The 24,568-nt window shown below is 50.2% G+C and carries 30 protein-coding genes; 9 read left to right on the forward strand and 21 right to left on the reverse strand.

Features of this window, described 5'->3' with window-relative positions:
* The first annotated feature begins 21 nt into the window (after positions 1 to 21).
* From ABWO75_RS00620 to ABWO75_RS00635, 4 genes are read left to right on the forward strand one after another with little or no spacing between them, the layout of a single operon-like run.
* Positions 22 to 417: a group III truncated hemoglobin gene (locus tag ABWO75_RS00620; RefSeq protein ID WP_353181497.1), complete on the forward strand. Its 396-nt coding sequence runs from the start codon at positions 22 to 24 to the stop codon at positions 415 to 417.
* Positions 414 to 857, forward strand: a complete 444-nt coding sequence (locus ABWO75_RS00625) for a hypothetical protein (protein ID WP_353181499.1) — start codon at positions 414 to 416, stop codon at positions 855 to 857. Before ABWO75_RS00620 ends, ABWO75_RS00625 begins: the two co-directional genes overlap by 4 nt.
* Before the next feature lie 10 nt (positions 858 to 867).
* Entirely contained in the window at positions 868 to 1,596 is a 729-nt protein-coding gene (gene ric, locus ABWO75_RS00630) for an iron-sulfur cluster repair di-iron protein (protein WP_353181501.1), read from the forward strand.
* A 26-nt stretch (positions 1,597 to 1,622) separates the two neighbouring features.
* A complete protein-coding gene (locus tag ABWO75_RS00635; RefSeq protein ID WP_353181503.1) occupies positions 1,623 to 2,087 on the forward strand; it encodes a hemerythrin domain-containing protein in 465 nt (154 codons plus the stop codon).
* Here ABWO75_RS00635 and mfd read toward each other — a convergent pair.
* Complete coding sequence (gene mfd, locus ABWO75_RS00640; RefSeq protein ID WP_353181666.1) at positions 2,084 to 5,416, reverse strand: transcription-repair coupling factor; 3,333 nt, start codon at positions 5,414 to 5,416, stop codon at positions 2,084 to 2,086. The two genes, ABWO75_RS00635 and mfd, sit on opposite strands and share 4 nt — an antisense overlap.
* Positions 5,417 to 5,569: 153 nt before the next feature.
* Between mfd and ABWO75_RS00645 the strand changes: the two genes are divergently transcribed.
* Entirely contained in the window at positions 5,570 to 6,190 is a 621-nt protein-coding gene (locus ABWO75_RS00645) for an LEA type 2 family protein (RefSeq protein WP_353181505.1), read from the forward strand.
* A gap of 56 nt (positions 6,191 to 6,246) precedes the next feature.
* On the opposite strand, the gene ABWO75_RS00650 is transcribed toward ABWO75_RS00645, so the two are convergent.
* The 5 genes from ABWO75_RS00650 to ABWO75_RS00670 form a co-directional block, all read right to left on the reverse strand.
* Positions 6,247 to 6,819: an AAA family ATPase gene (locus tag ABWO75_RS00650; RefSeq protein ID WP_353181507.1), complete on the reverse strand. Its 573-nt coding sequence runs from the start codon at positions 6,817 to 6,819 to the stop codon at positions 6,247 to 6,249.
* 44 nt (positions 6,820 to 6,863) lie between these two features.
* A complete protein-coding gene (locus ABWO75_RS00655; RefSeq protein ID WP_353181509.1) occupies positions 6,864 to 7,136 on the reverse strand; it encodes a TFIIB-type zinc ribbon-containing protein in 273 nt (90 codons plus the stop codon).
* Positions 7,137 to 7,261: 125 nt separating this feature from the next.
* The gene (rfbB, locus tag ABWO75_RS00660; RefSeq protein ID WP_353181511.1) at positions 7,262 to 8,311 is read right to left on the reverse strand and encodes a dTDP-glucose 4,6-dehydratase; all 1,050 of its coding nucleotides are present in this window, start codon (positions 8,309 to 8,311) and stop codon (positions 7,262 to 7,264) included.
* Between the two features lie 18 nt (positions 8,312 to 8,329).
* Positions 8,330 to 9,358, reverse strand: coding sequence for a UDP-glucose 4-epimerase GalE (gene galE, locus ABWO75_RS00665; protein WP_353181513.1), 1,029 nt, complete (start codon positions 9,356 to 9,358; stop codon positions 8,330 to 8,332).
* Positions 9,359 to 10,342 carry a UDP-glucuronic acid decarboxylase family protein gene (locus ABWO75_RS00670; RefSeq protein WP_353181515.1) on the reverse strand — a complete coding sequence of 328 codons (984 nt, stop codon included), beginning with the start codon at positions 10,340 to 10,342 and terminating at the stop codon, positions 9,359 to 9,361.
* Between the two features lie 84 nt (positions 10,343 to 10,426).
* Here ABWO75_RS00670 and ABWO75_RS00675 point away from each other — a divergent pair, with 84 nt between their 5' ends.
* Positions 10,427 to 11,728 (forward strand): 3-deoxy-D-manno-octulosonic acid transferase, encoded by a 1,302-nt coding sequence (locus ABWO75_RS00675; protein WP_353181517.1) that lies wholly within the window; start codon positions 10,427 to 10,429, stop codon positions 11,726 to 11,728.
* On the opposite strand, the gene hemW is transcribed toward ABWO75_RS00675, so the two are convergent.
* The 5 genes from hemW to ABWO75_RS00700 all read right to left on the reverse strand — a co-directional run bounded on the left by hemW (position 11,725) and on the right by ABWO75_RS00700 (position 14,985).
* On the reverse strand, positions 11,725 to 12,855 hold the full coding sequence (gene hemW, locus ABWO75_RS00680) for a radical SAM family heme chaperone HemW (protein ID WP_353181519.1): 1,131 nt from the start codon (positions 12,853 to 12,855) through the stop codon (positions 11,725 to 11,727). The genes ABWO75_RS00675 and hemW overlap by 4 nt on opposite strands.
* Before the next feature lie 467 nt (positions 12,856 to 13,322).
* Complete coding sequence (locus tag ABWO75_RS00685; protein ID WP_353181521.1) at positions 13,323 to 13,784, reverse strand: DUF8821 family protein; 462 nt, start codon at positions 13,782 to 13,784, stop codon at positions 13,323 to 13,325.
* A 3-nt stretch (positions 13,785 to 13,787) separates the two neighbouring features.
* Positions 13,788 to 14,189 carry a DoxX family protein gene (locus ABWO75_RS00690; protein ID WP_353181523.1) on the reverse strand — a complete coding sequence of 134 codons (402 nt, stop codon included), beginning with the start codon at positions 14,187 to 14,189 and terminating at the stop codon, positions 13,788 to 13,790.
* Between the two features lie 6 nt (positions 14,190 to 14,195).
* Positions 14,196 to 14,660 (reverse strand): SRPBCC family protein, encoded by a 465-nt coding sequence (locus tag ABWO75_RS00695; RefSeq protein ID WP_353181525.1) that lies wholly within the window; start codon positions 14,658 to 14,660, stop codon positions 14,196 to 14,198.
* A gap of 1 nt (position 14,661) precedes the next feature.
* On the reverse strand, positions 14,662 to 14,985 hold the full coding sequence (locus ABWO75_RS00700) for an ArsR/SmtB family transcription factor (RefSeq protein WP_353181527.1): 324 nt from the start codon (positions 14,983 to 14,985) through the stop codon (positions 14,662 to 14,664).
* Between the two features lie 421 nt (positions 14,986 to 15,406).
* On the opposite strand from ABWO75_RS00700, the gene ABWO75_RS00705 reads away from it, so the two are divergent.
* Complete coding sequence (locus ABWO75_RS00705) at positions 15,407 to 16,459, forward strand: hypothetical protein (RefSeq protein WP_353181529.1); 1,053 nt, start codon at positions 15,407 to 15,409, stop codon at positions 16,457 to 16,459.
* 9 nt (positions 16,460 to 16,468) lie between these two features.
* Here the strand turns inward: ABWO75_RS00705 and ABWO75_RS00710 are convergent, their stop codons facing one another.
* A complete protein-coding gene (locus ABWO75_RS00710; RefSeq protein ID WP_353181531.1) occupies positions 16,469 to 16,663 on the reverse strand; it encodes a hypothetical protein in 195 nt (64 codons plus the stop codon).
* 71 nt (positions 16,664 to 16,734) lie between these two features.
* On the opposite strand from ABWO75_RS00710, the gene ABWO75_RS00715 reads away from it, so the two are divergent.
* Positions 16,735 to 17,874, forward strand: coding sequence for a redoxin domain-containing protein (locus ABWO75_RS00715; RefSeq protein ID WP_353181533.1), 1,140 nt, complete (start codon positions 16,735 to 16,737; stop codon positions 17,872 to 17,874).
* A complete protein-coding gene (locus ABWO75_RS00720) occupies positions 17,874 to 18,296 on the forward strand; it encodes a secondary thiamine-phosphate synthase enzyme YjbQ (RefSeq protein ID WP_353181535.1) in 423 nt (140 codons plus the stop codon). Before ABWO75_RS00715 ends, ABWO75_RS00720 begins: the two co-directional genes overlap by 1 nt.
* Positions 18,297 to 18,404: 108 nt before the next feature.
* On the opposite strand, the gene ABWO75_RS00725 is transcribed toward ABWO75_RS00720, so the two are convergent.
* The 9 genes from ABWO75_RS00725 to ABWO75_RS00765 all read right to left on the reverse strand — a co-directional run bounded on the left by ABWO75_RS00725 (position 18,405) and on the right by ABWO75_RS00765 (position 24,564).
* Entirely contained in the window at positions 18,405 to 19,097 is a 693-nt protein-coding gene (locus ABWO75_RS00725) for a YiaD family glycine zipper/OmpA-like lipoprotein (RefSeq protein WP_353181537.1), read from the reverse strand.
* Positions 19,098 to 19,182: 85 nt separating this feature from the next.
* A complete protein-coding gene (locus ABWO75_RS00730) occupies positions 19,183 to 19,938 on the reverse strand; it encodes a carboxypeptidase-like regulatory domain-containing protein (RefSeq protein WP_353181539.1) in 756 nt (251 codons plus the stop codon).
* 95 nt (positions 19,939 to 20,033) lie between these two features.
* Positions 20,034 to 20,432: a hypothetical protein gene (locus ABWO75_RS00735; protein WP_353181541.1), complete on the reverse strand. Its 399-nt coding sequence runs from the start codon at positions 20,430 to 20,432 to the stop codon at positions 20,034 to 20,036.
* Between the two features lie 7 nt (positions 20,433 to 20,439).
* Positions 20,440 to 21,852, reverse strand: a complete 1,413-nt coding sequence (gene rlmD, locus ABWO75_RS00740) for a 23S rRNA (uracil(1939)-C(5))-methyltransferase RlmD (protein ID WP_353181543.1) — start codon at positions 21,850 to 21,852, stop codon at positions 20,440 to 20,442.
* Positions 21,853 to 21,891: 39 nt separating this feature from the next.
* Entirely contained in the window at positions 21,892 to 22,473 is a 582-nt protein-coding gene (locus ABWO75_RS00745) for a TetR/AcrR family transcriptional regulator (protein ID WP_353181545.1), read from the reverse strand.
* A complete protein-coding gene (locus ABWO75_RS00750; RefSeq protein ID WP_353181547.1) occupies positions 22,473 to 22,883 on the reverse strand; it encodes a hypothetical protein in 411 nt (136 codons plus the stop codon). The genes ABWO75_RS00745 and ABWO75_RS00750 overlap by 1 nt, the downstream gene beginning before the upstream one ends.
* The gene (pheS, locus tag ABWO75_RS00755) at positions 22,884 to 23,921 is read right to left on the reverse strand and encodes a phenylalanine--tRNA ligase subunit alpha (protein WP_353181548.1); all 1,038 of its coding nucleotides are present in this window, start codon (positions 23,919 to 23,921) and stop codon (positions 22,884 to 22,886) included.
* A gap of 72 nt (positions 23,922 to 23,993) precedes the next feature.
* Positions 23,994 to 24,131: a hypothetical protein gene (locus tag ABWO75_RS00760; RefSeq protein ID WP_353181550.1), complete on the reverse strand. Its 138-nt coding sequence runs from the start codon at positions 24,129 to 24,131 to the stop codon at positions 23,994 to 23,996.
* Entirely contained in the window at positions 24,115 to 24,564 is a 450-nt protein-coding gene (locus ABWO75_RS00765; RefSeq protein ID WP_353181552.1) for a single-stranded DNA-binding protein, read from the reverse strand. The genes ABWO75_RS00760 and ABWO75_RS00765 overlap by 17 nt, the downstream gene beginning before the upstream one ends.
* Positions 24,565 to 24,568: the final 4 nt, after the last annotated feature.

Consider the following 24,568-nt stretch of genomic DNA (forward strand, 5'->3'; position numbering starts at 1 on the left):
GGCGTAAAAATGGGAACGATCATGGAAAAGAAAAACGACATCACAACAATTGACGATATCCAGCAACTGGTAGACACGTTTTACGGCAAGGTAAGGGAAAATCCATTAATAGGGCCAATCTTCAATGGCGTAATCGGCGATCGCTGGCCGGAGCATCTCGCAAAAATGTACCGGTTCTGGCAAACCGTGCTGTTCGGCGAACACACGTATTTCGGCAGTCCATTCCCCCCGCATGCCCAGCTTCCGGTGGATCGGCGGCATTTCGACACCTGGCTGGGACTGTGGCACGCTACCATCGACCAGTTTTTTGAGGGAGAGAAGGCTACAGAAGCAAAATGGCGGGGCGATAAGATGGCCGAAATGTTTCTTGCCAAAATCGACTACTTCAGAAATAATCAATCATCCCCGCTGTTATGAGTACCCTCGTTAAACAACCTACTGCGGTTGCCTGTCTTTTTATCTGGATCGGCATGGTCTGCGGCATTAGTTTCCTGGAAGCCTGGCTTAAATTCCGCGCACCCGGTGTCACGATGCCGATCGGCCTGGGAATCGGCCGCCTCGTTTTCAATACCCTCAACAAAGTAGAATGGGTGCTTGCCGCCATCGTTGTGGTCACCGCCATGATGCACACCAATACGCTGTTTTCAGCCAGGAATGCATTTCTGCTTCTTGCGGTTATCATCCTCATCCTGCAAACGGCGTGGCTGTTGCCCACATTGGATGCCCGGGCTCAACTGGTTATCGAAAACAAGCCGCTTCCGCCCTCCAATCTGCATTACCTGTTCATTGGGGCGGAAGTGCTGAAAATTGCAGGCCTCTTTGCCGCGGCAATCGGCCACTTTGAAAAAACTACCTAAAAATACCGCCATGGAAATTACAACCCAACATACTGTCGGCCAGGTGGTCGCCAGAGACTACCGCTCGGCCGCTGTATTCAGCAAGGCCGGAATCGATTTTTGCTGCGGAGGCAACCGGACCATCGACGAAGCCTGCCAGCAGGCAGGTGTCGCCCCTGCTCCCCTGATCGACGCCCTTAAAGCCGCCCTTACGACGGATCAGGGTACCGGGGAAAATGACTACGACGCGTGGCCGCTTGACATGCTCGCCGACCATATTGAAGATACACATCACCGCTATGTCGAATCCAGGATCTCGGAAATTACGCCACTGCTTCAGAAAATAAAAACAGTGCATGGCGACCGCCATCCGGAACTTGCCCGGATCATGGACTTGTTTACGGAAGCCGGCGGGGAACTCACTTTGCACATGAAGAAAGAAGAGCTGATGCTCTTCCCGTTTATCCGGCGGATGGCACAGGCACAGCGCCAAGGGGAACCGCTGCCGCCCTCCCGCTTTGGGACGGTAGCCAATCCGATCGCCATGATGGAGCACGACCACGATGGCGAAGGCGAGCGCTTCCGCCAGATTGCCGCGCTGTCCGGAAATTACACTCCCCCATCGGATGCCTGCAACACCTACCGGGTAACCCTGGCCTTGCTGCAGGAATTTGAAGCCGACCTCCACCTGCATATTCACCTGGAAAATAACATCCTATTTCCGAAAGCAGTCCAAATGGAAAGCGAGCTGTCGTCCTGACAGTGGGCCACTCAACAACCGCGATCATGGATAACAAGCCACTGAAAAGAAGCGCGTATTTAAAGTCCATCAGCCGCGATCACCACCATGGATTGCTGTTCTGCTGGAAAATCCGGGAAGGGTTCAAACGGGGTGTCGCCGCGGATCGTATTAAACAGTACGCCGACTGGTTCTGGCGGGCGCACCTCATCGATCATTTCGCCCTGGAAGAGCGGTACATCTTTCCCGTTCTTGGCGACGGCCACGAGCTGGTGAAACGGGCGCTTGCCGAGCATAGGCGGCTGAAGCGGTTGTTCGAACAGGAAACGGAAGTGTGGCGCTCCCTGAGTTTGATTGAAGAGGAACTGGACGAACACATCCGTTTTGAGGAGCGGGTGCTGTTCAGCGAGTTACAACGCGTGGCTACCACCCCGCAGCTGGCCGAGATAGCCGAACACCATGGCGGCGCGGCGCATGCGCCCGAGTGGGGAGACGAATTCTGGAAAGACTAAGTGGTCATATCCCGCAGTATGCGGATCGCCTGTTCAATATCGGGAACCTGTTCAAAGGCTATGCGAAGGGAACCCTTTACCTCTTTCAGGTTGCAGATTGTCGGATTCTGCTGCACAAACTGCAATACCCTGCCAAACTGGTCGCTTTCAAAATAGCCCGGATTAGTGGAAAAATAACCCCGGAGCACCTGCTTCTTGAACGAAATTTTCTCAAAGCCGATTTCCCTCCCCAGCCATTGCAGGCGCAGCGTGTTGAGCAGCTCCTCTACCTGACGGGGCGTCGGACCGAAACGGTCGCGCAGCGATTGCCTAAAAGCTTCCAGTTGCTCTTCATTTTCGAGTTTGGCAATTTCATTATAGAGATTATACCGCTCACCTACATGGGTAACGTACTCATCGGGAATAAGCACTTCCAGGTCGGTATCAATCTGCGTGAATGATACAAAATCACGCGGCTTAACATCCTTGAACAGGTCTGCAAATTCATCGTCCTTCAGTTCCTGTATAGCCTCGTCGAGGATTTTGTGGTACATTTCGAAGCCGATTTCGGCGATAAAGCCGCTCTGTTCCGCTCCCAGCAGGTTGCCGCTGCCCCGGATATCAAGGTCGCGCATAGCCACGTTAAAGCCGCTGCCGAGCTCCGAGAATTCCTCGATGGCGCTAAGCCGTTTATAAGCCTCGGCAGTAAGGGTAGACAGCGGTGGACTCAACAGGTAACAGAAGGCCTTTTTATTGGACCTGCCTACCCGTCCGCGCATCTGATGGAGATCGCTCAGCCCAAACATATGGGCGTGGTTGATGATAATCGTATTGGCATTGGGAATATCAAGGCCTGCCTCAATGATGGTTGTGGCTACCAGGACATCGTATTCGTGGTTGATAAACTTGAGCATCACATCCTCAAGCGCATCGCCTTCCAATTGTCCGTGAGCCACGCCAACGCGGGCCTGGGGCACCAGCTTCTTGATCATGTTGCCCAGCTGGGGGAGATCAGCCACGCGGTTGTGGATAAAAAACACCTGCCCCCCGCGGTCGATTTCATACGAAACAGCCTCCTGGATCAGCGTTTCATTGAAGACGTGGAGTTCGGTCTGCACGGGCTGGCGGTTGGGTGGCGGTGTATTGATGATGCTGAGATCACGGGCGCCCATCAATGAAAAATGCAACGTACGCGGAATCGGCGTAGCCGTCAGCGTAAGCGCATCCACGTTGGCACGGAGCTGCTTGAGTTTTTCCTTCACTCCAACGCCGAATTTCTGCTCCTCGTCTACGATCATCAGGCCGAGGTCCTTAAACTTCACATCCTTGCTTACCAGCCGGTGTGTGCCGATTATGATATCCAGTTTACCTTCGGCAAGTCTTGCCAGGGTTGCCTTGATTTCTTTCGATGTCTTAAAACGGTTGATGTAGTCCACCGAGCAGGGAAACCCTTCAAGCCTTTCGGAAAACGTACGGTAATGCTGCATGGCCAGGATCGTGGTCGGTACCAGCACGGCCACCTGCTTGCTGTCGGCCACCGCCTTGAACGCCGCACGGACGGCTACTTCCGTTTTACCGAACCCTACGTCGCCGCATACCAGGCGGTCCATCGGGTGGGGCGATTCCATATCGCGCTTGACGTCTAGCGTAGCCTTCTCCTGATCGGGGGTATCTTCATAGATAAATGAAGCCTCCAGCTCCGTCTGCAGGTACGTATCGGGGTTAAAGGCATTGCCGGTCTGGGCTTTGCGCTTGGCGTAAAGCCGGATCAGGTCACGCGCAATATCCTTAACTTTTTTTTTAGTGGTCTTCTTCAGTTTTTCCCACGCATCGGTACCCAGTTTGTTCATTTTGGGTACCGCACCCTCCTTTCCGCTGTACTTGGAAATGCGGTTGAGGGAATTGATGTTGACATACAGCAGGTCATTGTCTGCATATACCAACCGGATCATCTCCTGCACCTTCCCGTTTACCTCCACCTTTTCCAGTCCGGCATACTTGCCGATACCGTGGTCAATATGTGTGATAAAATCCCCCGGCTTCAGCTCACGCAGCTCCTTGAGCGTAATCGCCTGGGAGCGTTCGTAGCCTTTTTTACGTTTATATTTATAATAACGGTCGAATATCTGGTGGTCAGTATAACAGGCGATGCCCCGGTCCAGATCGGCGAACCCTTCCCGCAGCGACAGGTGGATGGGTGTAAACGTAATGGATTTATCCAGGTCATCCAGGATAGCGATCAGCCGTTCGATCTGCTTCGGTGAATCACTGAAAATGCAGTTCTGCATTTTTGCCTGTTCATTTTCCCTGAAATTATGGATCAGCAGGTTAAAGTCCTTATTGAACGAAGGCTGCGGGCGCTGTGCAAACGTAATGGTGTGCGTGGCGTCGTAAAAAAACTGCTTGCCGAACTCCACGACGGCAAAGTCGCGCAACATGGCCGACAGGTTTTTTTCGTCGACAAAATTAAACAACGGGTTTACCCATTCGGGATGCTGCTGTCTATCGGCTTCCGGAAGCGCTTTCCAGAGTTCCTGGGCTTTCTTATATCCCTTACCTACCACATCCAGCGTAAACTGGACGTCCTTGAACCAGATGGCGGAATCCGCCGAAACGTATTCCAGCAAAGCGATGTTTCCTTCCGTGAGGAATTTCGCCTGCACATTTGGTACAATCGTCACCGTCCGTATTTTGCTGACGGAAAGCTGGCTTTCCACATCAAACGTACGGATGCTATCAATGTCGTTCCCGAAAAACTCAATGCGGTAAGGCAAGTCGTTCGAAAAAGAAAAAATATCCACGATACCGCCACGGATCGCGTACTGGCCCGGTTCGTATACGAAGTCGACCCGCTCAAACGCATACTCCTGGAGGAATTCATTGATGAAATCGATATCCAATGACGCGTTCTGACTGATTTCCAATGTGTTTTTTTCCAGATCGGTCCGGTTGATCACCTTTTCAGCCAATGCTTCGGGGTAAGTGACCACCAACCGGGGCAGTTCCGACACATGGTTCAGCGTGTTCAATGTTTCTGCACGCTGCAGCACATGGGCGCTATCGGTTTGGGTAAAATCAAATGCTTTGCGGTACGAAGCCGGGAAGAACAGTACCTGTTTGTCGAACAGGCTCTCCAGGTCACTCAGGAAATACGACGCCTCCTCATGGGTGGGCAGCACAAACACCATGGGCTTTTCCTGAAGCTGATAGCAAGCCACAGCCACCATCGCATCAGCCGACCCGATCAGTCCCTTAAGCTGGACTTTCGGATTTTTTCCGTGCAATGCCTTCGTCAAGGCTGTTACGTGCTCGCTTTGACGATAATTCGCTAATATATCATCGATGCCCACTGCGGTAAAACGGGGGCAAAGGTAACGAAAAAACGGCATTTCTGTACACGAAATAAACCTAAATAGCAACGTAGCAGGCACCCACCGCGCAGCAAGCAATTAAATTTCCCGGATTTTAACCTGATTTGGCGTTAATGTTGCTATATTGTTTTCATGCTGAAAAAATGCACATTACTCATCGGGATAATTACTCTCCTGATGGCCTGCGGTTTGGACAAACAGGCAAAAGAACTGCGCGCACTGGAAAACTGCCGCTATGAATTTGTATCCGCTGACAGTATCTTTCTGGCCGGAACGGACGTGGGTCGGCTGATCGCCGGCGGCCGCCTTGATGTGGGGAGTCTTCCGGGCGTTGCGCTGGGGTTCTTAAACCGGGATGTCCCACTGTCCGGTTTATTACAGGTACGGGTCACCAACCCGACCAGAAGCCGGGCCGGTATACAGCAATTCGCTTATAAAATCCTGATCGAGGACCGCGAGGTCATGGACGGAACGTCCGATCTTCCGGTCATTATTCCAGCGGGGGAAACTGTCATTGTTCCGGTAAAATTGCAGGCAAATGTATATTCCTTTCTTTCCGACAGGCAAACCCAGGGCAAACTGCTGACGTTCCTGAAAAAGGTACAAAATGGCCAGTCGGACGAAAAAATCAAAGTAAGCCTGAAGATTAAGCCGACGCTTGCACTGGGCAATAAACAACTGAACTACCCCGGCTATATTACGGTTGACAAGGAGGTTGACGGCCGTATGCTCACCGGTAAACAGGTGCTGTAATAAAAAATCGGCACAGATATACCTGAGGTTCCGTCGCCAAAAATTCACCACGGACCTTACGTGTGCTCCTCCCGGATATGGCGTTCCAGAAACTTAACCCGCTCCACAACAGGTACCAGGGGTACGTCAATCAATTGATAGCCGTATTTGCTGTAGGTCTTTTTCATCATTTCATAGGTAAACACCGCCTCTTCCCACGTTTGCTTTCGTTCGGCGTCGGTATGATAGATTTCTGGCCAGGGAGGCAAAATAAACACACGGCGATGATAACGGTACCGGCTGGCCAGCTCCGGCTCGTCGGGAATTTCCAGACCGATCATGGCCGCATAACATAATGTATCCGGTATTCCCCGGTCAAAAAACACCACGCTGCCCGGTGTGTATTCATCCATCGTTTGCAGGTAGCTCTCCACGGACGTCTTTAGCATCAGCTGGGTATAAGCGGCTTTATTTTGCCACGGCAGTGCATCACCGCCACAGGCAACCTGTTCCCGGATAATTTCACGGGCAACCTCTGGAATGCAGGGAAATTGTTTCGCCCGCAGGGCATCCAGCAGGGTTGTTTTGCCCGTTCCCGGTCCACCCGTGATCACGAAAAACCGGTTTGGAGGAAAACGCTGTTCACCCATACTGCAAAAAATCCGCCTTTCGGCCACTAACTAATAAAAGGGGGTTAGTCAAAGTCAAAAAAGTCGCCTAAAAAGGACTTTTTCTTACGGGGATGACTCTGGTGGTACCGGTCGTCGTACTTCGGACGGTCGCGGTCGCGATCCCAATCTCCCGACGGGTTGCGGGAGGCATTTGTTTCTTCCCTTTCAGCGTAGCTGATAATTTTGTCGAGCTCACCCCGGTCCAGCCATATTCCCCTGCACGACGGACAATAATCGATCTCTACCTGATTCCTTACGGACATCAATAACGTTTCATTGCAATTCGGACATTTCATCGTTACGTTAGTTATGTTTACAAACAAACATACCATTTTATCCGGGTCGTACCCCGGGATCATGGTAATAATATGGATACCTTGGTGCCTGTACTAAAAGATGCCGAAGTTCGGATAGCCGGGCGCTAACCGCCGTACTGTTCCGCGTAATATTGCTGATAATGGCCGGACGTTACATCCTGCAGCCATTCTTCATTTGCGAGGTACCAGTCCACCGTTTTTTCCAGCCCTTCCTCAAACTGCAGGCTGGGCTCCCAATCCAGGTCCTGTTTCAGCCTGGTGGCATCAATGGCATACCGCAAATCGTGCCCTGCGCGGTCTTTTACAAACGTGATGAGCTTGGCGGATTCCCCTGCTGCCCGCCCCAGTTTTTTATCCATAATCCGGCAGAGCAGCTGGATCAGGTCAATATTCTTCCATTCATTATGCCCGCCGATATTGTAGGTCTGGCCCGGGGCTGCCCCATGGAAGATCACATCAATAGCACGTGCATGGTCCTCCACCCAAAGCCAATCGCGCACGTTCTCGCCTTTGCCATACACCGGCACCGGCCGGTTATTTTTAATATTATTAATGGCCAACGGGATCAGTTTCTCCGGAAAGTGGAAGGATCCGTAATTATTGGAACAGTTGGAAATCACCGTATCCAGCCCGTACGTATCATGGTACGCCCTTACAAAATGGTCAGAAGAAGCTTTGGATGCCGAATAAGGTGAATGGGGATCATACTTTGTCTCTTCGGTAAACATACCCGTATCGCCCAGTGCCCCGTAGACCTCGTCCGTAGACACATGATAAAACCGGTGTTCCGCATATTCGCCTTCCCAATACTTTTTCGCCGCGTTCAGCAGGTTTACGGTACCTACCACATTGGTCAGTACAAACTCCAGCGGACTGCTGATGGAGCGGTCGACATGCGACTCTGCCGCCAGGTGAATCACGGCCGCAGGCCGCTCAGCCGCAAACAGTTCATCCAGAAAAGCCGTGTCTGTGATATCGCCCTTCACAAACCGGTAGTTGGGCCGGTCTTCGATATCGCGAAGATTCGCCAAGTTACCGGCATAAGTCAACTTATCCAGGTTAATCACTTCGTAATCGGAATAACGGGTCACAAACCGCCGGACTACATGCGATCCGATAAACCCGGCTCCGCCGGTAATGATAATTTTTTTCATAATACAACTACTCAATAACTAACTCAGCGGATTCGTCTTCAAATACTGTTCCCATTTCCATGCCGACTGCATCATCTCTTCAATTCCCAATGCAGCCTTCCAGCCCAGCTTCTCGGTGGATTTCGTTACATCCCCCCACACCTGTTCCACATCTCCGGCACGGCGGGGTCCGATCTGATAATCAAGCTTCACACCCGTGGATTCCTCGAATGCCCGGATAACTTCCAGCACCGAATTGCCGGTGCCCGTCCCTACATTGAATACGTCGTAGTTTCCATCCGGGTTTCCTTGTTCCAGCAGGTCAATAGCTGCCACGTGTGCTCTGGCCAGATCCACCACATGGATATAATCGCGTATTGCCGAGCCGTCGGGCGTACTGTAGTCGTCGCCGAAAACCGTAATCGGGCCGCGCTTGCCAATTGCGCTTTGGGTAATAAACGGAATGAGATTCTGCGGCACACCAAGGGGCAGTTCGCCAATGAGCGCGCTTTCATGGGCACCCACCGGATTAAAGTACCGAAGCGATATGATCCGGTAATTATCAGATGCCGCCGCTGTTTCAGACAGGATTTCCTCAGCAATCTGTTTCGTATTGCCATAGGGTGATTCGGCCTGCTTTACGGGTGCCGTTTCGGTTACCGGTAATTGATCGGGCTGGCCATATACGGTGCAGCTGGATGAAAACACAAAATTTACCGGCTTACCTGCATAGGCATTAAGCAAGTTAATCAACGAAAATAAATTGTTGTGATAATATTTAAGCGGCTGTTGAACAGATTCACCCACGGCCTTATAAGCCGCAAAGTGAATGATCCCGCTGACATCCGGATTAGCCGCTACGAATGCCCGGACCCGCTGTTCGTCGCAAAGATCAAACTCGTGGAATTCCGGCTTTTCACCGGTAATTTTTTCAATCTGGTCAAGTACCCGCACATTGGAATTGGAAAGGTTATCCACAATTACCGGCGTATATCCGGCCTGCTGCAACGCAACCACCGTGTGCGAACCGATGTAGCCGGTACCGCCAGTTACTAAGATTTTGCTCATTTATCGTTTATTATAATACGTAAAATCCTTATGTGCTATTTCCTGGTCGGGCAACGATTTAAAATAATCATACGTAATCCGGAGCCCTTCTTCCCGCCCTACTTTGGGTTCCCATCCCAGGATTTCCCGCGCTTTGGTAATATCAGGCCGCCGCTGCTTGGGATCGTCCACCGGCAGATCCCGGTAAACCAGCTGCCTGTCCGTACCGGTGAGTTTAATAATCTCCTCGCCAAACTGCCGGATGGTAATCTCATCGGGGTTACCGATGTTTACGGGATGCGGGTAGTCGCTCAGGAGCAGCCGATAAATACCCTCCACTTGATCGTCTACATAGCAGAAAGACCGTGTCTGGGAGCCGTCGCCGAAAACCGTCAGGTCTTCGTCGCGCAATGCCTGCCCGATAAATGCCGGCAATACCCGGCCGTCATTGAGCCGCATCCGGGGACCATAAGTATTAAAAATGCGCACAATACGTGTTTCCAGTCCATGGAAGGTGTGGTACGCCATGGTAATGGCCTCCTGAAAGCGCTTCGCCTCATCGTAAACACCCCGTGGTCCCACCGGGTTCACATTTCCCCAGTACGTTTCCGGCTGGGGGCTTAGCGTAGGATCACCATACACTTCCGATGTAGAGGCTACCAGAATCCGGGCACCTTTCGCCCGGGCCAGGCCCAGCAGGTGGTGGGTACCCAGCGAGCCCACTTTCAGGGTCTGGATGGGGATCTTCAGGTAATCGATCGGGCTTGCTGGCGACGCAAAGTGAAGAATATAGTCCAATTTGCCCGGCACATGCACAAAGGTAGATACATCATGCCGGTAAAATTCGAAATTAGGCAGCTTGAACAGGTGTTCAATATTACGGAGATCACCCGTAATCAGGTTGTCCATCCCGATGACATGGTAATCTTCATGGATAAAACGATCGCAGAGGTGGGACCCCAAAAAACCCGCTGCACCAGTGATAAGTATCCGCGCTTTTGACATAAGCTAATTTGCATATCATTTACCCCCTGAGCCCAATTGCTTAAGTAGGTAACTTTAGTTAAGTTTGAGGCGAATATAAGGATTATGCAGGCAATTTACCTGGTCAGTATCAAAATTTACGGTTTATTTTTATGGCTGTTATCGCCCTTTCACGCCAAGGCCCGAAAGTGGGTCGGCGGTCGCCGGAATCTCCTGCACCGCATCGCACGGGAGGTTGATCCGGACCGCGGATGCATCTGGTTTCACTTTGCCTCACTGGGCGAGTTCGAGCAAGGACGCCCGGTATTGGAGGCGTTGCGCGCCCGACGGACCGATAAGCCTTTTCTGGTCACTTTTTACTCGCCTTCGGGTTATGAAATCCGCAAAAACACCCCCTTGGCCGACCACGTCTATTACCTGCCCGCCGACACCCCGCGCAATGCTCGCCGCTTTGTTGAACTGGTTAATCCCGAATTTGCGGTTTTCACCAAATACGAATACTGGCCGTATTATTTTCAGGCGCTGCACCGCAGGAACGTTCCCCTGTATCTGATTTCCGCTATTTTCCGGCCCGGACAGGTGTTCTTCCGCTGGTATGGGGGCCTGTTCCGCAAAGCACTCCGGTGCGTGACTTTCTTTTTCACCCAGAATGAAGAAAGCCTGCGGTTGCTGGCACCGCTGGGCCATACCAATGCCGTGCTTGCCGGGGATACCCGGTTCGACCGCGTGGTTACGCTGCCCCGGATGCGCAAAGAACTCCCCGGGATTGCAGACTTCGTAGCCGGTCATCCGGTGCTGGTCGCCGGCAGCACCTGGCCTGCAGACGAAGTCCTGCTCGCTGGTCTGCGCGGGCGGTATCCCGACTGGAAACTCATCCTTGCGCCGCATGAAATCCACGAAGAGCACATCCTTTCCATCGAAAAGCTATTTCCGGACAGCCAGCGGTATTCTCATATGAACGGAGGCACCGATCGGCTTTCAGTTACCGGAAATCAGGTCACCGGCCGCGCAACACCGGCCGTGGACCGTCGGCTATCAACCACCCTCATCATCGATAACATTGGTATGCTTTCCACGCTGTATGGTTACGGTCACGTAGCCTATATCGGCGGCGGCTTTGGCAAGGGCATTCACAATACGCTGGAGGCGGCCACTTACGGCATTCCCGTTGTATTCGGCCCCAATTACCGGAAATTCCAGGAGGCAAAGGACCTGATCGTCGAAGGTGGCGGTTTCACGGTCGCGGACGCCGACGGACTGGCTGCGGTTTTTAACGAGCTGCAAACGGAGGGACAACGTCTCGTGGCCGGACGGAAGAGCGGGGCTTATGTGGCCCGCAAGGCCGGGGCCACAGCCATCATCATGGCAAAAATAGCGCCCGTACGGGAAAAAGGTTCCGGGAATTAATCGGTAAAAAACAGTTCCGAAGCGATGTGGTCGGCCAGCAGTTTTCCACTCCTGGTCAGTGTAGCCACCTCCTCCCTTACCAGGATATCCCCAGACTGCAGGAATGCCTGTAATGCTGCCGCGAGGACGAGCCGGCGCTCCCGGCCGAATTCAGTTTCAACAATCCGCAGATCAAGTCCCCAGACCGTCCGCAATGATGTCATAATGTACTCGTTCAATCGATCCCGGCTCGTCAGGAATTCACGTTCCCCGGGCAGTTTATTGTCCTGCAACGCCCGGAGGTATTTCACATTATTGCTTACATTCCATTGCCGCGTACCGCCATCAAAGGAATGGGCGGAGGGACCGACACCGAGGTAGGAAACACCCCTCCAATAGTTGCTGTTGTGCCTTGCGTAGCGCCCTTCCCGGGCGAAATTCGATATTTCGTATTGGATATACCCGGCCTGGTCCAGCGCATCCATCAGGTATTCAAATTGCACCGCACTTTGCTGCTCGTCCATCGGCCGCTGCTTCCCTTTCCGGATCAGGGCCGCCAACGCGGTCTGCGGTTCCACAGTCATGCTGTATGCAGAAATGTGCGGCACATTAAATGCAAGCATTTTTGCCACGTTCCGCTGCCACTTCTCGTTGGTGAGCAATGGATAACCATAAATCAGGTCGGCCGTGATATTGTCAAAACCGGCATCCTGAAGCCGTTTTATCGCAGTTTCGGCGTCCGCAGCCCCGTGTGCGCGGTTCATCCAGCGCAGGTCCTCCTCAAAAAATGACTGAATGCCAACGCTCAGGCGATTCACCGGTGTATCGCGAAGCCCGGCAATGAAACCGGCATGCAAATCATCCGGATTGGCCTCCAGTGTGATTTCGGCGCCCGATGACACCGGAAATAGATCCGTCACGGTTCCAAGCAGTCGCCGTATTTCATCCGGCGCGAGCAGTGAAGGGGTGCCCCCGCCGAAATAAATGGTTTCGACGGGCTCATTGCCCAGGTATGCCTTCCGCAGGTTCAATTCGCGCTGCATGGCGTCGATCATTTCATCGCGGTATTTCAGCGAAGTGCTGAAATGAAAATCGCAGTAATGACACGCCTGCTTACAAAAAGGAATATGAAAATAAATACCCGCCATTTTTGATCCAACGATAAATGATATAAATAACGGAAGACAATTACATCATCTTCGTTAATAATCTTATTGAAGTGATTTAAACTTTTTTGATGCAAGACAAGCGGTCCAAAAGCTATAATTTAAAATTATCACACTACAAAATTACGGTCAAATGAACTGCAAGTACGCGAAACTACTGTAATCGTCAGCAAAAGTGGACATATTTATCGCTATCTAAGAGCAGATTTCGTTAATAAAGTTACTGATTCCTGCGTTGGATCGTTGGGTTTTCGTTGTTTGAATATTTGATACCTTCATTTATTTAAACGCTTAGGTTCTTGAATTTCCCCATTTCCAAACGACTAAATTTGCCTGCCGTTATGTTCAAGTAAAACAATGATGATCTAATTTTAGTAACAGTTGCCGTGCATCTTGCAGTTAATGTGTCGCTTGTGCTTTTTCAATCCGAGCTAACTAGATTGATTATTTTAATACGCTCCTTTTATGACAAAAAATGACCCTCTAATGGTTCCCGCCAACTTAGATTTTTGGCGAGCAAATTTGAATTTGCTCAATTCCTCCGGCACTTCCATTCCTTCGGAAAGTTTAAATCCTACAGCCCTTTTTTTCGGATTGTCAAGTGGGTATAAAACATTAATTCCAAGGCCGCTTTCGTAAAAAACGAACACCCATTTTATATTTTCAACCTGCAATGTTGCTGTTTCCAAGGGTTTCGATGCGATCACTATACCGCGCTCTTCCTTTAATATTTTATGAACCCACGCGATTGTTTCAATGCTTTCATCGGCTGGCGTAACACTAAATTCCGTGTTGTATTTATTCATAAAATATCGTGCTTCATTTGCACGTAAACCAGCAAGCGCTGCTGCAACAGGAGATGACGCTAAGCCTGTTATGGACACATTTTTAAAATCTATCGTTGTTGTCATATTTTATAATTTATTTGTTATTAGGATGATTTTTCTGTCCGAAGGTCTGAAATACCAGGAAATTGCAATCAGCACAAGGTAAAGTAAAGAAGGCAATATCAAATTGAAAGTATCGCCCGATGCAATGTGTGAATATAAGGCCCCGGTTACGGTGAAGAAGATACCCGCATAAGCCCATTCTTTCAGCAATGGAAATTTTGGAATAAGAAATGCAATCACACCCAGTATTTTCCATATTCCGAGTAGTGTAAGAATGTAAGCGGGATAACCTAAATGTGTTAGGTTTTCTTCGGTACCCGGCCCGTCAGCCTGTATCCTAAATAGCTGAATAATGGCGGTAGATACCATACCCAGACATAACCACACGGTTGCTATCCAATAAATTATTTTATCTCTTTTTTTCATGCTTTGCTATTTTAATCTGTTTACTATTTCTTGTAGTTTATTGTGAGCCATATTAAGTCCATACGCAAATGGAAGTTTTAATTGTTCTGCTCTATGTTGCTCCGACCTGTAAATGATTTGTATTGTCAATTTGCTTGTATCATCTGTCAGTTTTTCAAATTCCAAAAATTCAAGTTGAGCGCCTATAGACATATTTTCCATTTCAAATGTCCGTATGATCTTCTGGTTTGACACAAATTCGTGTATTGTCCCGTTTGCACGGAAAACAACAGTTCCGTTGTGCGACGTTTCAAAAGCATAAGAACCGTGTTTTTTGTTGTCTAATTTCAACACTTTTGCTCCCATCCATTGTTCAACAAGTTCTGGTTCTTCATAAGCTTTAAAAAGCAATTCCAAGGGCAAATCAAATTCTCGTACAATCGTTAATTCCTGTTTGCCTTCTTCAGCTACAATTTTGGTTTTTTGCTCCATTTCATTTTTTGTTTTTATAATGCTTCATTAGGGATTCTAATTTATTGAACCTGTCGTCCCACATTTTGCGGAAAGGCGCTAAAAAATCGTCCACGGCTTTCATTTTTTCGGGATTAAGTTGATAATGAATTTCCCTCCCATTTTGTTCTTGTTTGAGCAAATCACATTCAGTTAATATTTTAATGTGGTTAGAAATCGTGGGTCGCGAATAATCAAAATTAGCAGCGATAGCGCCTGCCGGCATTGCCTGAGTAGCAAGCAACAATAAAATTGCCCGCCTTGTGGGGTCGGAAATTGCTTGAAATACGTCTCTTCTTGTTTTCATATTGAAGTCATTTGGCTACAAATGTAAGCGTAGTCATTTAACTACACAAGTTTTTGTTCATTTTTTTCAGTTAGCATTTTGTAGAAATGGTTTTGATGGGGCTTTGTCGTGGTTTAATGTCTATTAGCCCTGCCTATAACGGCTCAAGTCTTTGCGTTCCGACGGGTTGGAGTACAAAGTTTCAATGTATTGCTAAAGTTTAATAGAAGCACGAAGTCAAGTTTGCATGTCAGTCCGTCTGACTCAAAACCCGTGTCAGTGGCCCTGGTTATCAGTATCGTTTTAAATGTCGGCCATTATTCAGTGCCAAAGCTAACCTGGAGATCAGAATTAACTTGTTCCGCAGGAAGCTTTCATTTTTTTATGTTTCTTTGCGCAAGAAACATAGCCGGATGATCGCTCCTGCTAAACTGATTCCAATATGGCACACAGCAACAAGTCCTCCGTTTTTCTTTACCTGGGTTTATTATTTAGCGCCTGTCAATTGACAGAAAATGCAAAACAGGAGGGCACCGGGGGATCAATTCCACCTACCGCCGAAGCAACGGAACAGCCGGCAATGCCGGCAGCGGAACCTTCTTCCGACGGCAGGGTTGATTCCGCCGTCTACTGGGCGGGGTTGCATGCACTGGCTCATGGCGATACCACCGGAAGGTGGCCCGTAGCGGACCAGCCGATTCCGCTTAAAGGGGCTGTATTGCCCGGCAAACGGATCATCGCCTATTATGGAAACCTATATTCCCGTCAGATGGGTATTCTTGGTGAACTGCCCCCTGTGCAAATGCTGGATAAACTGGATGCCGAAGTGGCTGCCTGGAATGCAGCGGATACGGGTATTCCGGCAGTTCCCGCACTCCATTACATTGCCGTCACCGCACAGGGCAGTCCCGGACGGGACGGCAAACACCGGCTGCGCATGCCATTCAGCCAGATCGATTCCGTGCTTCGCATTGCCAAAAAAAGAGATGCGCTGGTCTTTCTGGACATCCAGGTCGGCTTCAGCACGCTGGAAGACGAGATCCCGCGCCTCGACACCTTTCTGCGTATGCCGCACGTGCACCTGGGTATTGACCCTGAATTTTCCATGAAAGAAGACCTACCCCCGGGCAAACGGATTGGCTCATTTACCGCTAAGGACATCAATTTTGCCGCCGCGCATCTTGCCAAACTGGTCCGCAACAATAACCTCCCTCCCAAGGTCCTTGTGGTGCATCGCTTTACCCAGGGTATGATTAAGGATTATCAGCAGATCAAGCTGCACCCCGAAGTGCAGCAGGTCATCAACATGGACGGATGGGGTGCGCCGGCGTTGAAGAAAAACACCTATCGAAGCTACATTTTTCCCGAACCCATTCAGTTCACCGGATTTAAGTTCTTTTATAAGAACGACCTGATCCCGGCACCGCACCGGATGATGACACTGGACGAAGTGCTGGCACTGACACCGGCACCCATTTATATCCAGTATCAGTAGCCTGCTTTTTCACCGGGACACCGATGCCCTTTCTTCGGGATGAGTCCACAGTGACTCCACCATGAGTCCACGGTGAGTCCACGTTTCTTCGGTTAACAGGTGGACCTGCTGTGGAAGCATCCCGGGAGTACCGTACACACAAAGCCTACCTGTATCCTGCCGTTTCCGGGCAATCCCTGACCGGCTTCCTTTGGTCCAATGCATTTCATAAATTGCGGAAAATCCGTTAACTTTAACTCGACCAATACAATTCCAATATTGTAAACCAATGAATTATGAAAAGATTTTCCATTATTTTAGCCGTACTGGCTGTGCTGCTGCTGACAGATTGCTCGAAAAAGCAGCGTTACACCATACAGGGATCATTGGGTAACCTGAATGCCCCTGCTACCGTTTACCTGCTGGAAGTGCAGGATCAGGCGTATGTTGTCCGTGATTCGGCTGTGCTGGAAAATGGTAAATTCACATTTGAGGGTGATATTGACTCCATTATCGGATTACAAATCGTACTGAACAGAGAAGGATCAGGCTATGAGCGCGCTGCCGAATCTAAAGGCTTATTTCTGGAAGACGGTGTCATCACCATAAAAGATAGTACGGGAAGTCTGCGTGAAGCCGTCATCAGTGGCACACCAAATAATGATGCACAATTGCGCATTTATAAAGAGGTAACCTTACCGCTTCAGGAAGCGGAAATGCAATTAACAAAAAAACAACAAGAGGCAACACCCGAAATGCTGGAAGACGACGGGTTCAAAGCAGAATTGGCTGCTGCGGAAGCACAGTACCTCGATCATGCTATCAAGCTTCATAGCGATTTCATCCAGCACAACCCAAATGTCATTGTCAGCCTGAATTATTTGATGAGAATGGTTGGAGTAGCTCCTGACGAACAAGTGGAATCCCTCTACAATAACCTCTCCAGTGAGCTTAGGCAGTCGCCTTTGGGCCAGGATCTCGCAACCAGATTGGCAAGAATAAAACTATTTGCAATGGGTGTAGTAATGCCCGAAATAACGTTACCCGATACTAACGGTAATCCGATCAGCTCAACGGATTTTAAGGGGCAATACTTGTTGGTCGATCTGTGGGCAGCGTGGTGCGCTCCCTGCCGGGTGGAAAATCCAAACCTTGTGGCGATGTACCGGAAATATCAAGATAAAAACTTCAATATCCTCGGTATTTCATTGGACAATTCCAGGAATGAATGGCTAGTGGCCATCCAAAAAGATAAATTGACCTGGCCCCAAGTGTCTGACTTAAAACATTGGAACAGCGCTGCGATTGCACATTTTGGCATCAACAGCATCCCGACAAACTACCTGCTTGATCCTTCGGGAAAAATCATTGCAAAAGACCTGCGCGGACAGGCACTGCGGAATAAACTGGAAGAACTGCTGGAAAAAGGAACATAATGCAAATACACCAAAAGCAGCTTACGCTCCGCGCATACCCACGGGGATTCCATTTAATCACGGATGAAATTAACGCGTGTTTAGGTCCGGCACGGCAATGGAAATCGGGCATCTGTAACCTGTTTATCCAGCACACTTCGGCTTCGCTGACCATCAACGAAAATGCCGACCCGACGGTGCGCCGCGACTTCGAAACGTATTTCGATAAAGCTGTTCCGGAAAATGATCCGGATTACCTGCATAACGATGAAGGTTCCGATGACATGCCCGCGCACCTCAAGGCATCGTTGATGGGGGCATCGCTGAATGTTCCGATCCGGAACGGGAAACTGGCGCTGGGAACCTGGCAGGGCGTATATTTATGCGAACACCGGAATTATGGCGGGCAGCGGAAGCTGCTGATTACGACCTGGGGCAGCTAAACAGGCAAAGGCCGGAGCAACCCGCTACTCAGGTTATTCCGGCCTTTGGATATATTCCTTGGCTGCGCCGCTGCCGCAGCTAAGCCGCTACCACCGTGGCGAACCCGTTTACGATTGGTTTGCCTGCTTCTGGGCTTCCTCAATCATTTTGTCGTTCGCAACAATCACAATCTCCACGCGGCGGTTCTGTGCCCGGCCAGCCTCTGTACTGTTATCTTCGATGGGTTCATGGAAACTCCGGCCCTCGGTTTTGATCCGGCGTGCCGCCAATCCCTGTGATACGGCATAGTCGCGTACCGCCTTGGCCCTGCGCTCGGAAAGCCCTTGGTTATACTGATCGGTACCCTTATTATCCGTGTGCCCGATAACCAGAATATCAGTGTCCGGGTTATTGTTCAGCGAAGCCACCAGATCTGCAATGTTTTCGCGGGCAGCGGTCTTGACCTCGGTCTTATCAAAATCGAAAAGAATACCCGAATCAAACTTGACAACAATACCTTCTTCCGCTTTAATTACTTCCGCTCCCGCTACCGTACGCTCAATCTCAGCCGCCTGCTTATCCATTTTTTTACCGATAAGTCCGCCTGCAACACCGCCAATGGCTGCACCCGCTAATGCACCGATTGCCGTATTGCCGGCCTTGCCCCCGATAAGGGCACCCAATGCGCCACCGGCAGCTACGCCAACGGCTGCTCCTTTCTGCGTATTGGACATGGACTGTATGGTGCTGCAACCACTGAACAGCATCATCGATGTTGCTACCGACAGCCCAAATAAGGTGAGTTTTCTATTCCCAGTCATAATGTTTAAGTTTTGTTATGTATTAACAGATGCAAACCCAGTGCCAAAACATGCGGCCTCCGTGAGCCGCCACAAAACGCGATCGTTAATCTTCGGGCGGGTCGGCCTTTAATTCAGGCAGTTTCGGCGGGGCCGGACGGCCATCCCGTTCAAACTGTTTAAACGATTGCATAATATACGCCGTCATATCGTATTCCTGCCAGTGCTGTATTTTTTCGTAGGAAGGACGGAACCAGACGATAAAGTTATTGAGATCTTCCCCTTCGAGGCCGGTTAGGTCCTGGATCAGTGTCTTATTGAATTTCCGGTCGACTTCCGTCGCCTCAAGCTCCTGGCTCATGTAATTCTGGAAGCGCCGCGCATTCCTCGGTGTGCGGCCGAATAGCTCATAAAGCGAAGTGACGGGATTAAAAATATACGCCAAAGCCGGAGGTTTGCCATTATAGTAGACACCTTGCTTCCGGTAGCCCTGCATGGCATCGCGGAGTTCTGCCTCCTTACTCATCCGGTCCACCGTTGCGGTTTCCAGCTGAATCGTCCCCATCTTCATATCCAGCAGGATATCACTGAGGGTGGTAATTTCCGTGGCGACAGGTACATAACCCACACTGCTGGCGGTCAGGCTATCACCCACCGTTACATAAATCTCAAAGGTGCCAAGGTTATTGGATATAGCGGTACGCTGTGTGTTTTTGTTCGTAACGGTTACCCCGCTTAATCGTTTGCTACTGCCTGCCTCGACGACAATACCCCGTATTACGCCCGACTCCTGGGCACATAACCACACCGGCAATAAGACATTGCAGAGAAAGAGAAACGTTATTTTGGTAAGGCAATTCATTTACATGTCTGCAGCGGCGGGTTCGGTTGCCGTCATCCGCCATAAAGGGTTTGACCGTTTATGCGCCCCAACGTTTAACCCGCCGGTTGATTTTCTTATTTTTGGTACGGATAGTACACAAAATTAGCGCCTTCAGGAACGATAACGAAAACACACATAAAATCTTCCGGCTTTTTATATTTTTTAATAAAATGGGCCTTCCGCTCCTCTTTAACGATCCCGCGCTCGATAAATTCTTCCAGGGAGGAGGCATGCACCGACCATTCGGTACCCAGTTCGTTTTTATCCAGGATCAGCTCACCCAGACTGACCTCGTGCTGGTGCGCCACAAAAATGGGGTACGCCGAAAATCCTTCTGCCATGATTTCCACCGCGGTTTCCTTAATGGATTCGCTGTAAAAATCCAGGTCTACTTTTAAGCTTTTAAGCGGGCTCTCTTTTTTTGGCTGGCCATCGTCGCCGGCCTGTGCACCCAATAAATCCGCCAATTCCATAAGCTGGTTATCCTTTTAGCTTCAATAAAACCACATTTTCAACGTGCTGGGTCTGCGGGAACATATCTACCGGACGGATCCGTACCACTTCATATTTTTCCTGTAGCAGGGCCAGGTCCCGGGCCTGTGTTGCCGCGTTGCAGCTCACGTATACGATCTTCCCGGCTTCCATCTCCAATAACCGGGCCACGACATCGGCATGCATGCCGGCACGCGGCGGGTCCGTGATCACGACATCCGGCTTGCCGTGCTCGGCAATGAAATCCGGGGTCAATACGTCTTTCATGTCGCCCGCGAAAAACTTCGTATTGGCAATGCCATTAACGGCCGAATTGATTTTGGCATCTTCAATAGCTGTGGGCACATACTCCACCCCGATTACTTCCTGCACATGCCCGGCAATAAAATTGGCAATAGTGCCTGCGCCGGTATACAGGTCGTATACCCGTTCGTGGCCTTCAAAAGCCGCAAAATCACGCGTAATCTGATAAAGCGCATAGGCCTGCTGAGAGTTGGTCTGGTAAAAAGACTTGGCTCCGATTTTAAACCGCAGGCCTTCCATTTCTTCAAAAATATGGTCGCGACCGGCAAAAAGGTGGATATCCTGATCAAAAATAGTGTCGTTTTTTTTCTGGTTGAGGATATAGAGCAGCGACGTAACCTGTGGAAATTCTTCCTGGAGAAAGGCCATGGTCTTCTGCACGGTTTCCGCATCGGCATAGGCAAACACGACAATCACCATCAGCTCCCCTGTTGATGCCGTGCGGATAATGAGATTCCGTAACGCACCTTCGTGTTGCCGGAGGTCATAAAACGAAATCTGCTCCGCCAGTGCAAATGCCCGCAACCGGTTACGGATGGCATTTGACGGATCCTGTTGCAGGTAGCAATGGTCGACGTCCAGAATTTTATCAAACCGGCCAGGGACGTGAAAGCCCAGCGCGTTCATCTCTGTAGCGGCCTGTTCGTCGTCTACCTGTGTCAGCCACCGTTTATTGGAAAAGGTATATTCAAGTTTATTGCGGTAGTAGGTTGTCTCCGGGGCCGGCAGTATCGCCTCCATGCGCGACGTATCAACCTTACCCAGGCGTGAAAGGGCGTTTGCTACGCTGTTCTGTTTGTAGGTAAGCTGTGCGGGGTATTCCATGTGCTGCCATTTGCAGCCGCCGCATACCCCGAAATGATCACAGAATGGTTTAATCCGGTGCGGGGAATCCGTCTTGAGCTGAACGATCCTTGCCTCGGCGAAGTTCTTTTTCTTGCGGGTTAACTCCACGTCAACCACATCGCCGGGAATGGCTTTATCCACAAAAAGAACCAGGTCTTCTGCCTTGCCAACCCCTTTTCCCTCTTCGGCGATATCCGTAATGGTGATATCCTGTATCAGCCGCTTTTCGGGCGGAATCCTTCGTCTGCTCATAAGGTGCAAAGGTACGGGTTTTGCCGGTTATCTTTCAAATTAGTCGCCATCCACCGTTGCCTTCACCAGATACGGAAGGATTTCCTTTTGGAAGGAGACGAAATTCTTACGCACGTCCGCCTCGCTTACCGATGTAAAGGCAAATGAGAACACGATGTTTTTACTGGCTTTGATCAGAAAAGTTAGCTTTTCAGGTGCTACGGCACGGCCGATTTCCGTGCTATTGATAAACGAGCTGACCAGCAGAAACTCCAGGTCGTCTGACAGTGTTTTGAGGTACTCCTGCGTATTGGCCGACTCCCGGATAAAGTCCCAGCCCAAAAATTCGTTGCAGATGGTATATGTCAGGCGGCTGACCCGCAGAATAGTATTCCCCAGGTAGGTTTCCAGGTCGGCCTGGTTGTTGTATTTGCCCAACAGGTCGTCTACACTCTCGCGGATGTAATCCATCAGGATGGCATGCAATACCAGCTCTTTACTGTCAAAATACTTATAAATCGTCGCTTTGGCAATCTTTGCCTTCCGGGCAATTTCGTTGACACTGGTTTTTTTATACCCATAGCGGCGGAATAGTTCCCGGGCTGATCGCTTTATTGATTCTTTAACTTTATCGGCTTCCATTAATTTGATACGATTATGGTTTCGCCATTTCGAGACGCATGGTATGGTTTCAGCGGGCACTCTGCCAATTCAGCCGGCGATCCGTTGACCAGCAGATACCGCGCACCTGAACAGGGGTCCCTGGCTACCACACCATTTTCTTCCACAACAACTGCACAGCGCTTTTCCGGATTTACCGTACTGCACCGGTCAAAAGCCACATAACCATTTCCGGTATTCACCACAATTAATCCGGCCACCCCTCCGCGGTCCGTCACCGCTACCCCATTGGGCACATAGAGCTGGGAATACTGGATCATGGACACCTGTTCCGTTACCGGCATGTTTTCAATGACGTTACATCCTCCTTTTTTGCAGGCCATGGGCAAGACCAGCAAAACAAAAGAAACGATGTACAGTATGTTGGACATTTAAATTAACTCCGTGTCAAACTGGCTAAGGAAACGGACGTCATTTTCGGAAAACAACCTCAGATCCTTGATTTCATATTTCAGGTTGGTAATGCGTTCGATACCCATTCCGAAAGCAAAACCACTGTATTTCGTGCTGTCAATCCCACAGTTTTCGAGCACGTTAGGATCTACCATTCCGCAACCCAGTATCTCCACCCAGCCGGTTTGTTTACACAGCTGGCAGCCTTTCCCCTTGCAGATGGTACAGCTGATGTCCATCTCGGCCGAGGGCTCTGTAAACGGGAAGTAAGACGGGCGGAAACGCACCTGTGTATCGGCACCAAAGAGTTCCTGCACAAAGTAGTACAGGGTCTGTTTCAGATCGGAGAAGGACACCCCTTCGTCGATGTAGAGCCCCTCTACCTGGTGGAAAAAGCAGTGTGCGCGTGCCGAGATGGCTTCGTTTCGGTAAACCCGGCCCGGCATAATGGAACGGAAGGGCGGCGTGCCGTTTTCCATCATCCGCACCTGCACAGACGACGTATGGGTACGCAGTGCAATATCGTTTCCTTCCTGCTTTTTAATGAAAAAGGTATCCTGCATGTCACGGGCGGGATGTTCGGGAGGGAAATTAAGTGCCGTGAAATTGTGCCAGTCGTCCTCGATTTCCGGGCCTTCCGCAACCGTAAAACCCAGTTTTTTAAAAATCTCCACGATTTCCTTCCGCACCAGGGACAACGGGTGCCGTGATCCCACTGCAAACCCCTCTCCGGGGAGCGTAAGGTCGTACTGTGCATGTTTGGATGCCGATGAGGCCGAAGAAAATTGTTCCTGAAATGCCGCATAACGGCTCTCGGCAAGCTGCTTGAATTCATTCAGCACCTTGCCCAGCACACGCTTCTCTTCCGCGGGCACTGTTTTGAATGCTTCGAACAAATTCCGCACAATGCCTTTGGTTACTAAAAACTTAAGCCGGAATGCTTCGGCATCGTCAGCGGATTTCGGGTTAAACGCTTCTATTTCTTTGGTATACTGCTGTATTTTCTCTTGCAACATGACGCCAAAGATACAGCAAAAAAATAAATTAGCGAGCAGCTATTAGCAATGGCTTCGCGACAAAATCCGTTATTACCCGTGGAGTGGGTGCTTATGGGTTGACCCGATGCAGGCAAAGCCGCCAAAAGCGAAACGCGCTTTACCTTCGGTGAACCGCTCCCGCACCAGCCGGGTCTGTGGAGTAAGGGATACGTTAAAAAAGCGCATCATCTTCGTCATCATTTTCCTTGAAATCCACCTCGGCATCGCCATCCGTCTTCTTTGCCGCCTGTTCCCCGCCCGATACGCCGGCGCTGCCCGTTGGCTCAAAATCACTCCGGCGCCCCAGCAGCGTAAAGTTCTCGGCAACAATTTCAGTGGTGTAACGACGGATCCCTTCCTTATCCTCATACGTGCGCGTCCGGAGCTTGCCCTCAATGTATACTAACTTCCCTTTGAACAGGTATTTTGCTGCTACTTCAGCCAGTCCGCGCCACATCACAATGTTATGCCACTCCGTCTGTTCCATCTTCCGGCCGTCTTTATTGTACGTTTCCGACGTAGCCAGCGGAAAACTGGCAACAGTCACGTTACCTTCTAAATGACGAATTTCCGGATCCTTCCCCAGGTGCCCCACTAAAATGACTTTGTTGATGCCCGACATAATA

It is taken from the genome of Parapedobacter lycopersici, assembly GCF_040395035.1.
GTDB classification, from domain to species: Bacteria; Bacteroidota; Bacteroidia; order Sphingobacteriales; family Sphingobacteriaceae; genus Parapedobacter; species Parapedobacter lycopersici_A.

What these genes read in the sequence shown, in the direction of transcription:
- ABWO75_RS00735 (WP_353181541.1), bottom strand. Translation starts at nt 20,432, where the DNA reads ATGGAATTGGCGGATTTATTGGGTGCACAGGCCGGCGACGATGGCCAG.
- ABWO75_RS00720 (WP_353181535.1), top strand. Translation starts at nt 17,874, where the DNA reads ATGCAAATACACCAAAAGCAGCTTACGCTCCGCGCATACCCACGGGGA.
- ABWO75_RS00620 (WP_353181497.1), top strand. Translation starts at nt 22, where the DNA reads ATGGAAAAGAAAAACGACATCACAACAATTGACGATATCCAGCAACTG.
- ABWO75_RS00745 (WP_353181545.1), bottom strand. Translation starts at nt 22,473, where the DNA reads ATGGAAGCCGATAAAGTTAAAGAATCAATAAAGCGATCAGCCCGGGAA.
- ABWO75_RS00730 (WP_353181539.1), bottom strand. Translation starts at nt 19,938, where the DNA reads ATGAATTGCCTTACCAAAATAACGTTTCTCTTTCTCTGCAATGTCTTA.
- ABWO75_RS00725 (WP_353181537.1), bottom strand. Translation starts at nt 19,097, where the DNA reads ATGACTGGGAATAGAAAACTCACCTTATTTGGGCTGTCGGTAGCAACA.
- ABWO75_RS00700 (WP_353181527.1), bottom strand. Translation starts at nt 14,985, where the DNA reads ATGAAAACAAGAAGAGACGTATTTCAAGCAATTTCCGACCCCACAAGG.
- ABWO75_RS00635 (WP_353181503.1), top strand. Translation starts at nt 1,623, where the DNA reads ATGGATAACAAGCCACTGAAAAGAAGCGCGTATTTAAAGTCCATCAGC.
- ABWO75_RS00655 (WP_353181509.1), bottom strand. Translation starts at nt 7,136, where the DNA reads ATGAAATGTCCGAATTGCAATGAAACGTTATTGATGTCCGTAAGGAAT.
- ABWO75_RS00765 (WP_353181552.1), bottom strand. Translation starts at nt 24,564, where the DNA reads ATGTCGGGCATCAACAAAGTCATTTTAGTGGGGCACCTGGGGAAGGAT.
- ABWO75_RS00705 (WP_353181529.1), top strand. Translation starts at nt 15,407, where the DNA reads ATGGCACACAGCAACAAGTCCTCCGTTTTTCTTTACCTGGGTTTATTA.
- galE (WP_353181513.1), bottom strand. Translation starts at nt 9,358, where the DNA reads ATGAGCAAAATCTTAGTAACTGGCGGTACCGGCTACATCGGTTCGCAC.
- ABWO75_RS00650 (WP_353181507.1), bottom strand. Translation starts at nt 6,819, where the DNA reads ATGGGTGAACAGCGTTTTCCTCCAAACCGGTTTTTCGTGATCACGGGT.
- ABWO75_RS00645 (WP_353181505.1), top strand. Translation starts at nt 5,570, where the DNA reads ATGCTGAAAAAATGCACATTACTCATCGGGATAATTACTCTCCTGATG.
- ABWO75_RS00690 (WP_353181523.1), bottom strand. Translation starts at nt 14,189, where the DNA reads ATGAAAAAAAGAGATAAAATAATTTATTGGATAGCAACCGTGTGGTTA.
- ric (WP_353181501.1), top strand. Translation starts at nt 868, where the DNA reads ATGGAAATTACAACCCAACATACTGTCGGCCAGGTGGTCGCCAGAGAC.
- rlmD (WP_353181543.1), bottom strand. Translation starts at nt 21,852, where the DNA reads ATGAGCAGACGAAGGATTCCGCCCGAAAAGCGGCTGATACAGGATATC.
- ABWO75_RS00695 (WP_353181525.1), bottom strand. Translation starts at nt 14,660, where the DNA reads ATGGAGCAAAAAACCAAAATTGTAGCTGAAGAAGGCAAACAGGAATTA.
- ABWO75_RS00625 (WP_353181499.1), top strand. Translation starts at nt 414, where the DNA reads ATGAGTACCCTCGTTAAACAACCTACTGCGGTTGCCTGTCTTTTTATC.
- ABWO75_RS00710 (WP_353181531.1), bottom strand. Translation starts at nt 16,663, where the DNA reads ATGCATTGGACCAAAGGAAGCCGGTCAGGGATTGCCCGGAAACGGCAG.
- ABWO75_RS00750 (WP_353181547.1), bottom strand. Translation starts at nt 22,883, where the DNA reads ATGTCCAACATACTGTACATCGTTTCTTTTGTTTTGCTGGTCTTGCCC.
- ABWO75_RS00675 (WP_353181517.1), top strand. Translation starts at nt 10,427, where the DNA reads ATGCAGGCAATTTACCTGGTCAGTATCAAAATTTACGGTTTATTTTTA.
- ABWO75_RS00760 (WP_353181550.1), bottom strand. Translation starts at nt 24,131, where the DNA reads ATGATGCGCTTTTTTAACGTATCCCTTACTCCACAGACCCGGCTGGTG.
- ABWO75_RS00685 (WP_353181521.1), bottom strand. Translation starts at nt 13,784, where the DNA reads ATGACAACAACGATAGATTTTAAAAATGTGTCCATAACAGGCTTAGCG.
- pheS (WP_353181548.1), bottom strand. Translation starts at nt 23,921, where the DNA reads ATGTTGCAAGAGAAAATACAGCAGTATACCAAAGAAATAGAAGCGTTT.
- rfbB (WP_353181511.1), bottom strand. Translation starts at nt 8,311, where the DNA reads ATGAAAAAAATTATCATTACCGGCGGAGCCGGGTTTATCGGATCGCAT.
- hemW (WP_353181519.1), bottom strand. Translation starts at nt 12,855, where the DNA reads ATGGCGGGTATTTATTTTCATATTCCTTTTTGTAAGCAGGCGTGTCAT.
- ABWO75_RS00715 (WP_353181533.1), top strand. Translation starts at nt 16,735, where the DNA reads ATGAAAAGATTTTCCATTATTTTAGCCGTACTGGCTGTGCTGCTGCTG.
- ABWO75_RS00670 (WP_353181515.1), bottom strand. Translation starts at nt 10,342, where the DNA reads ATGTCAAAAGCGCGGATACTTATCACTGGTGCAGCGGGTTTTTTGGGG.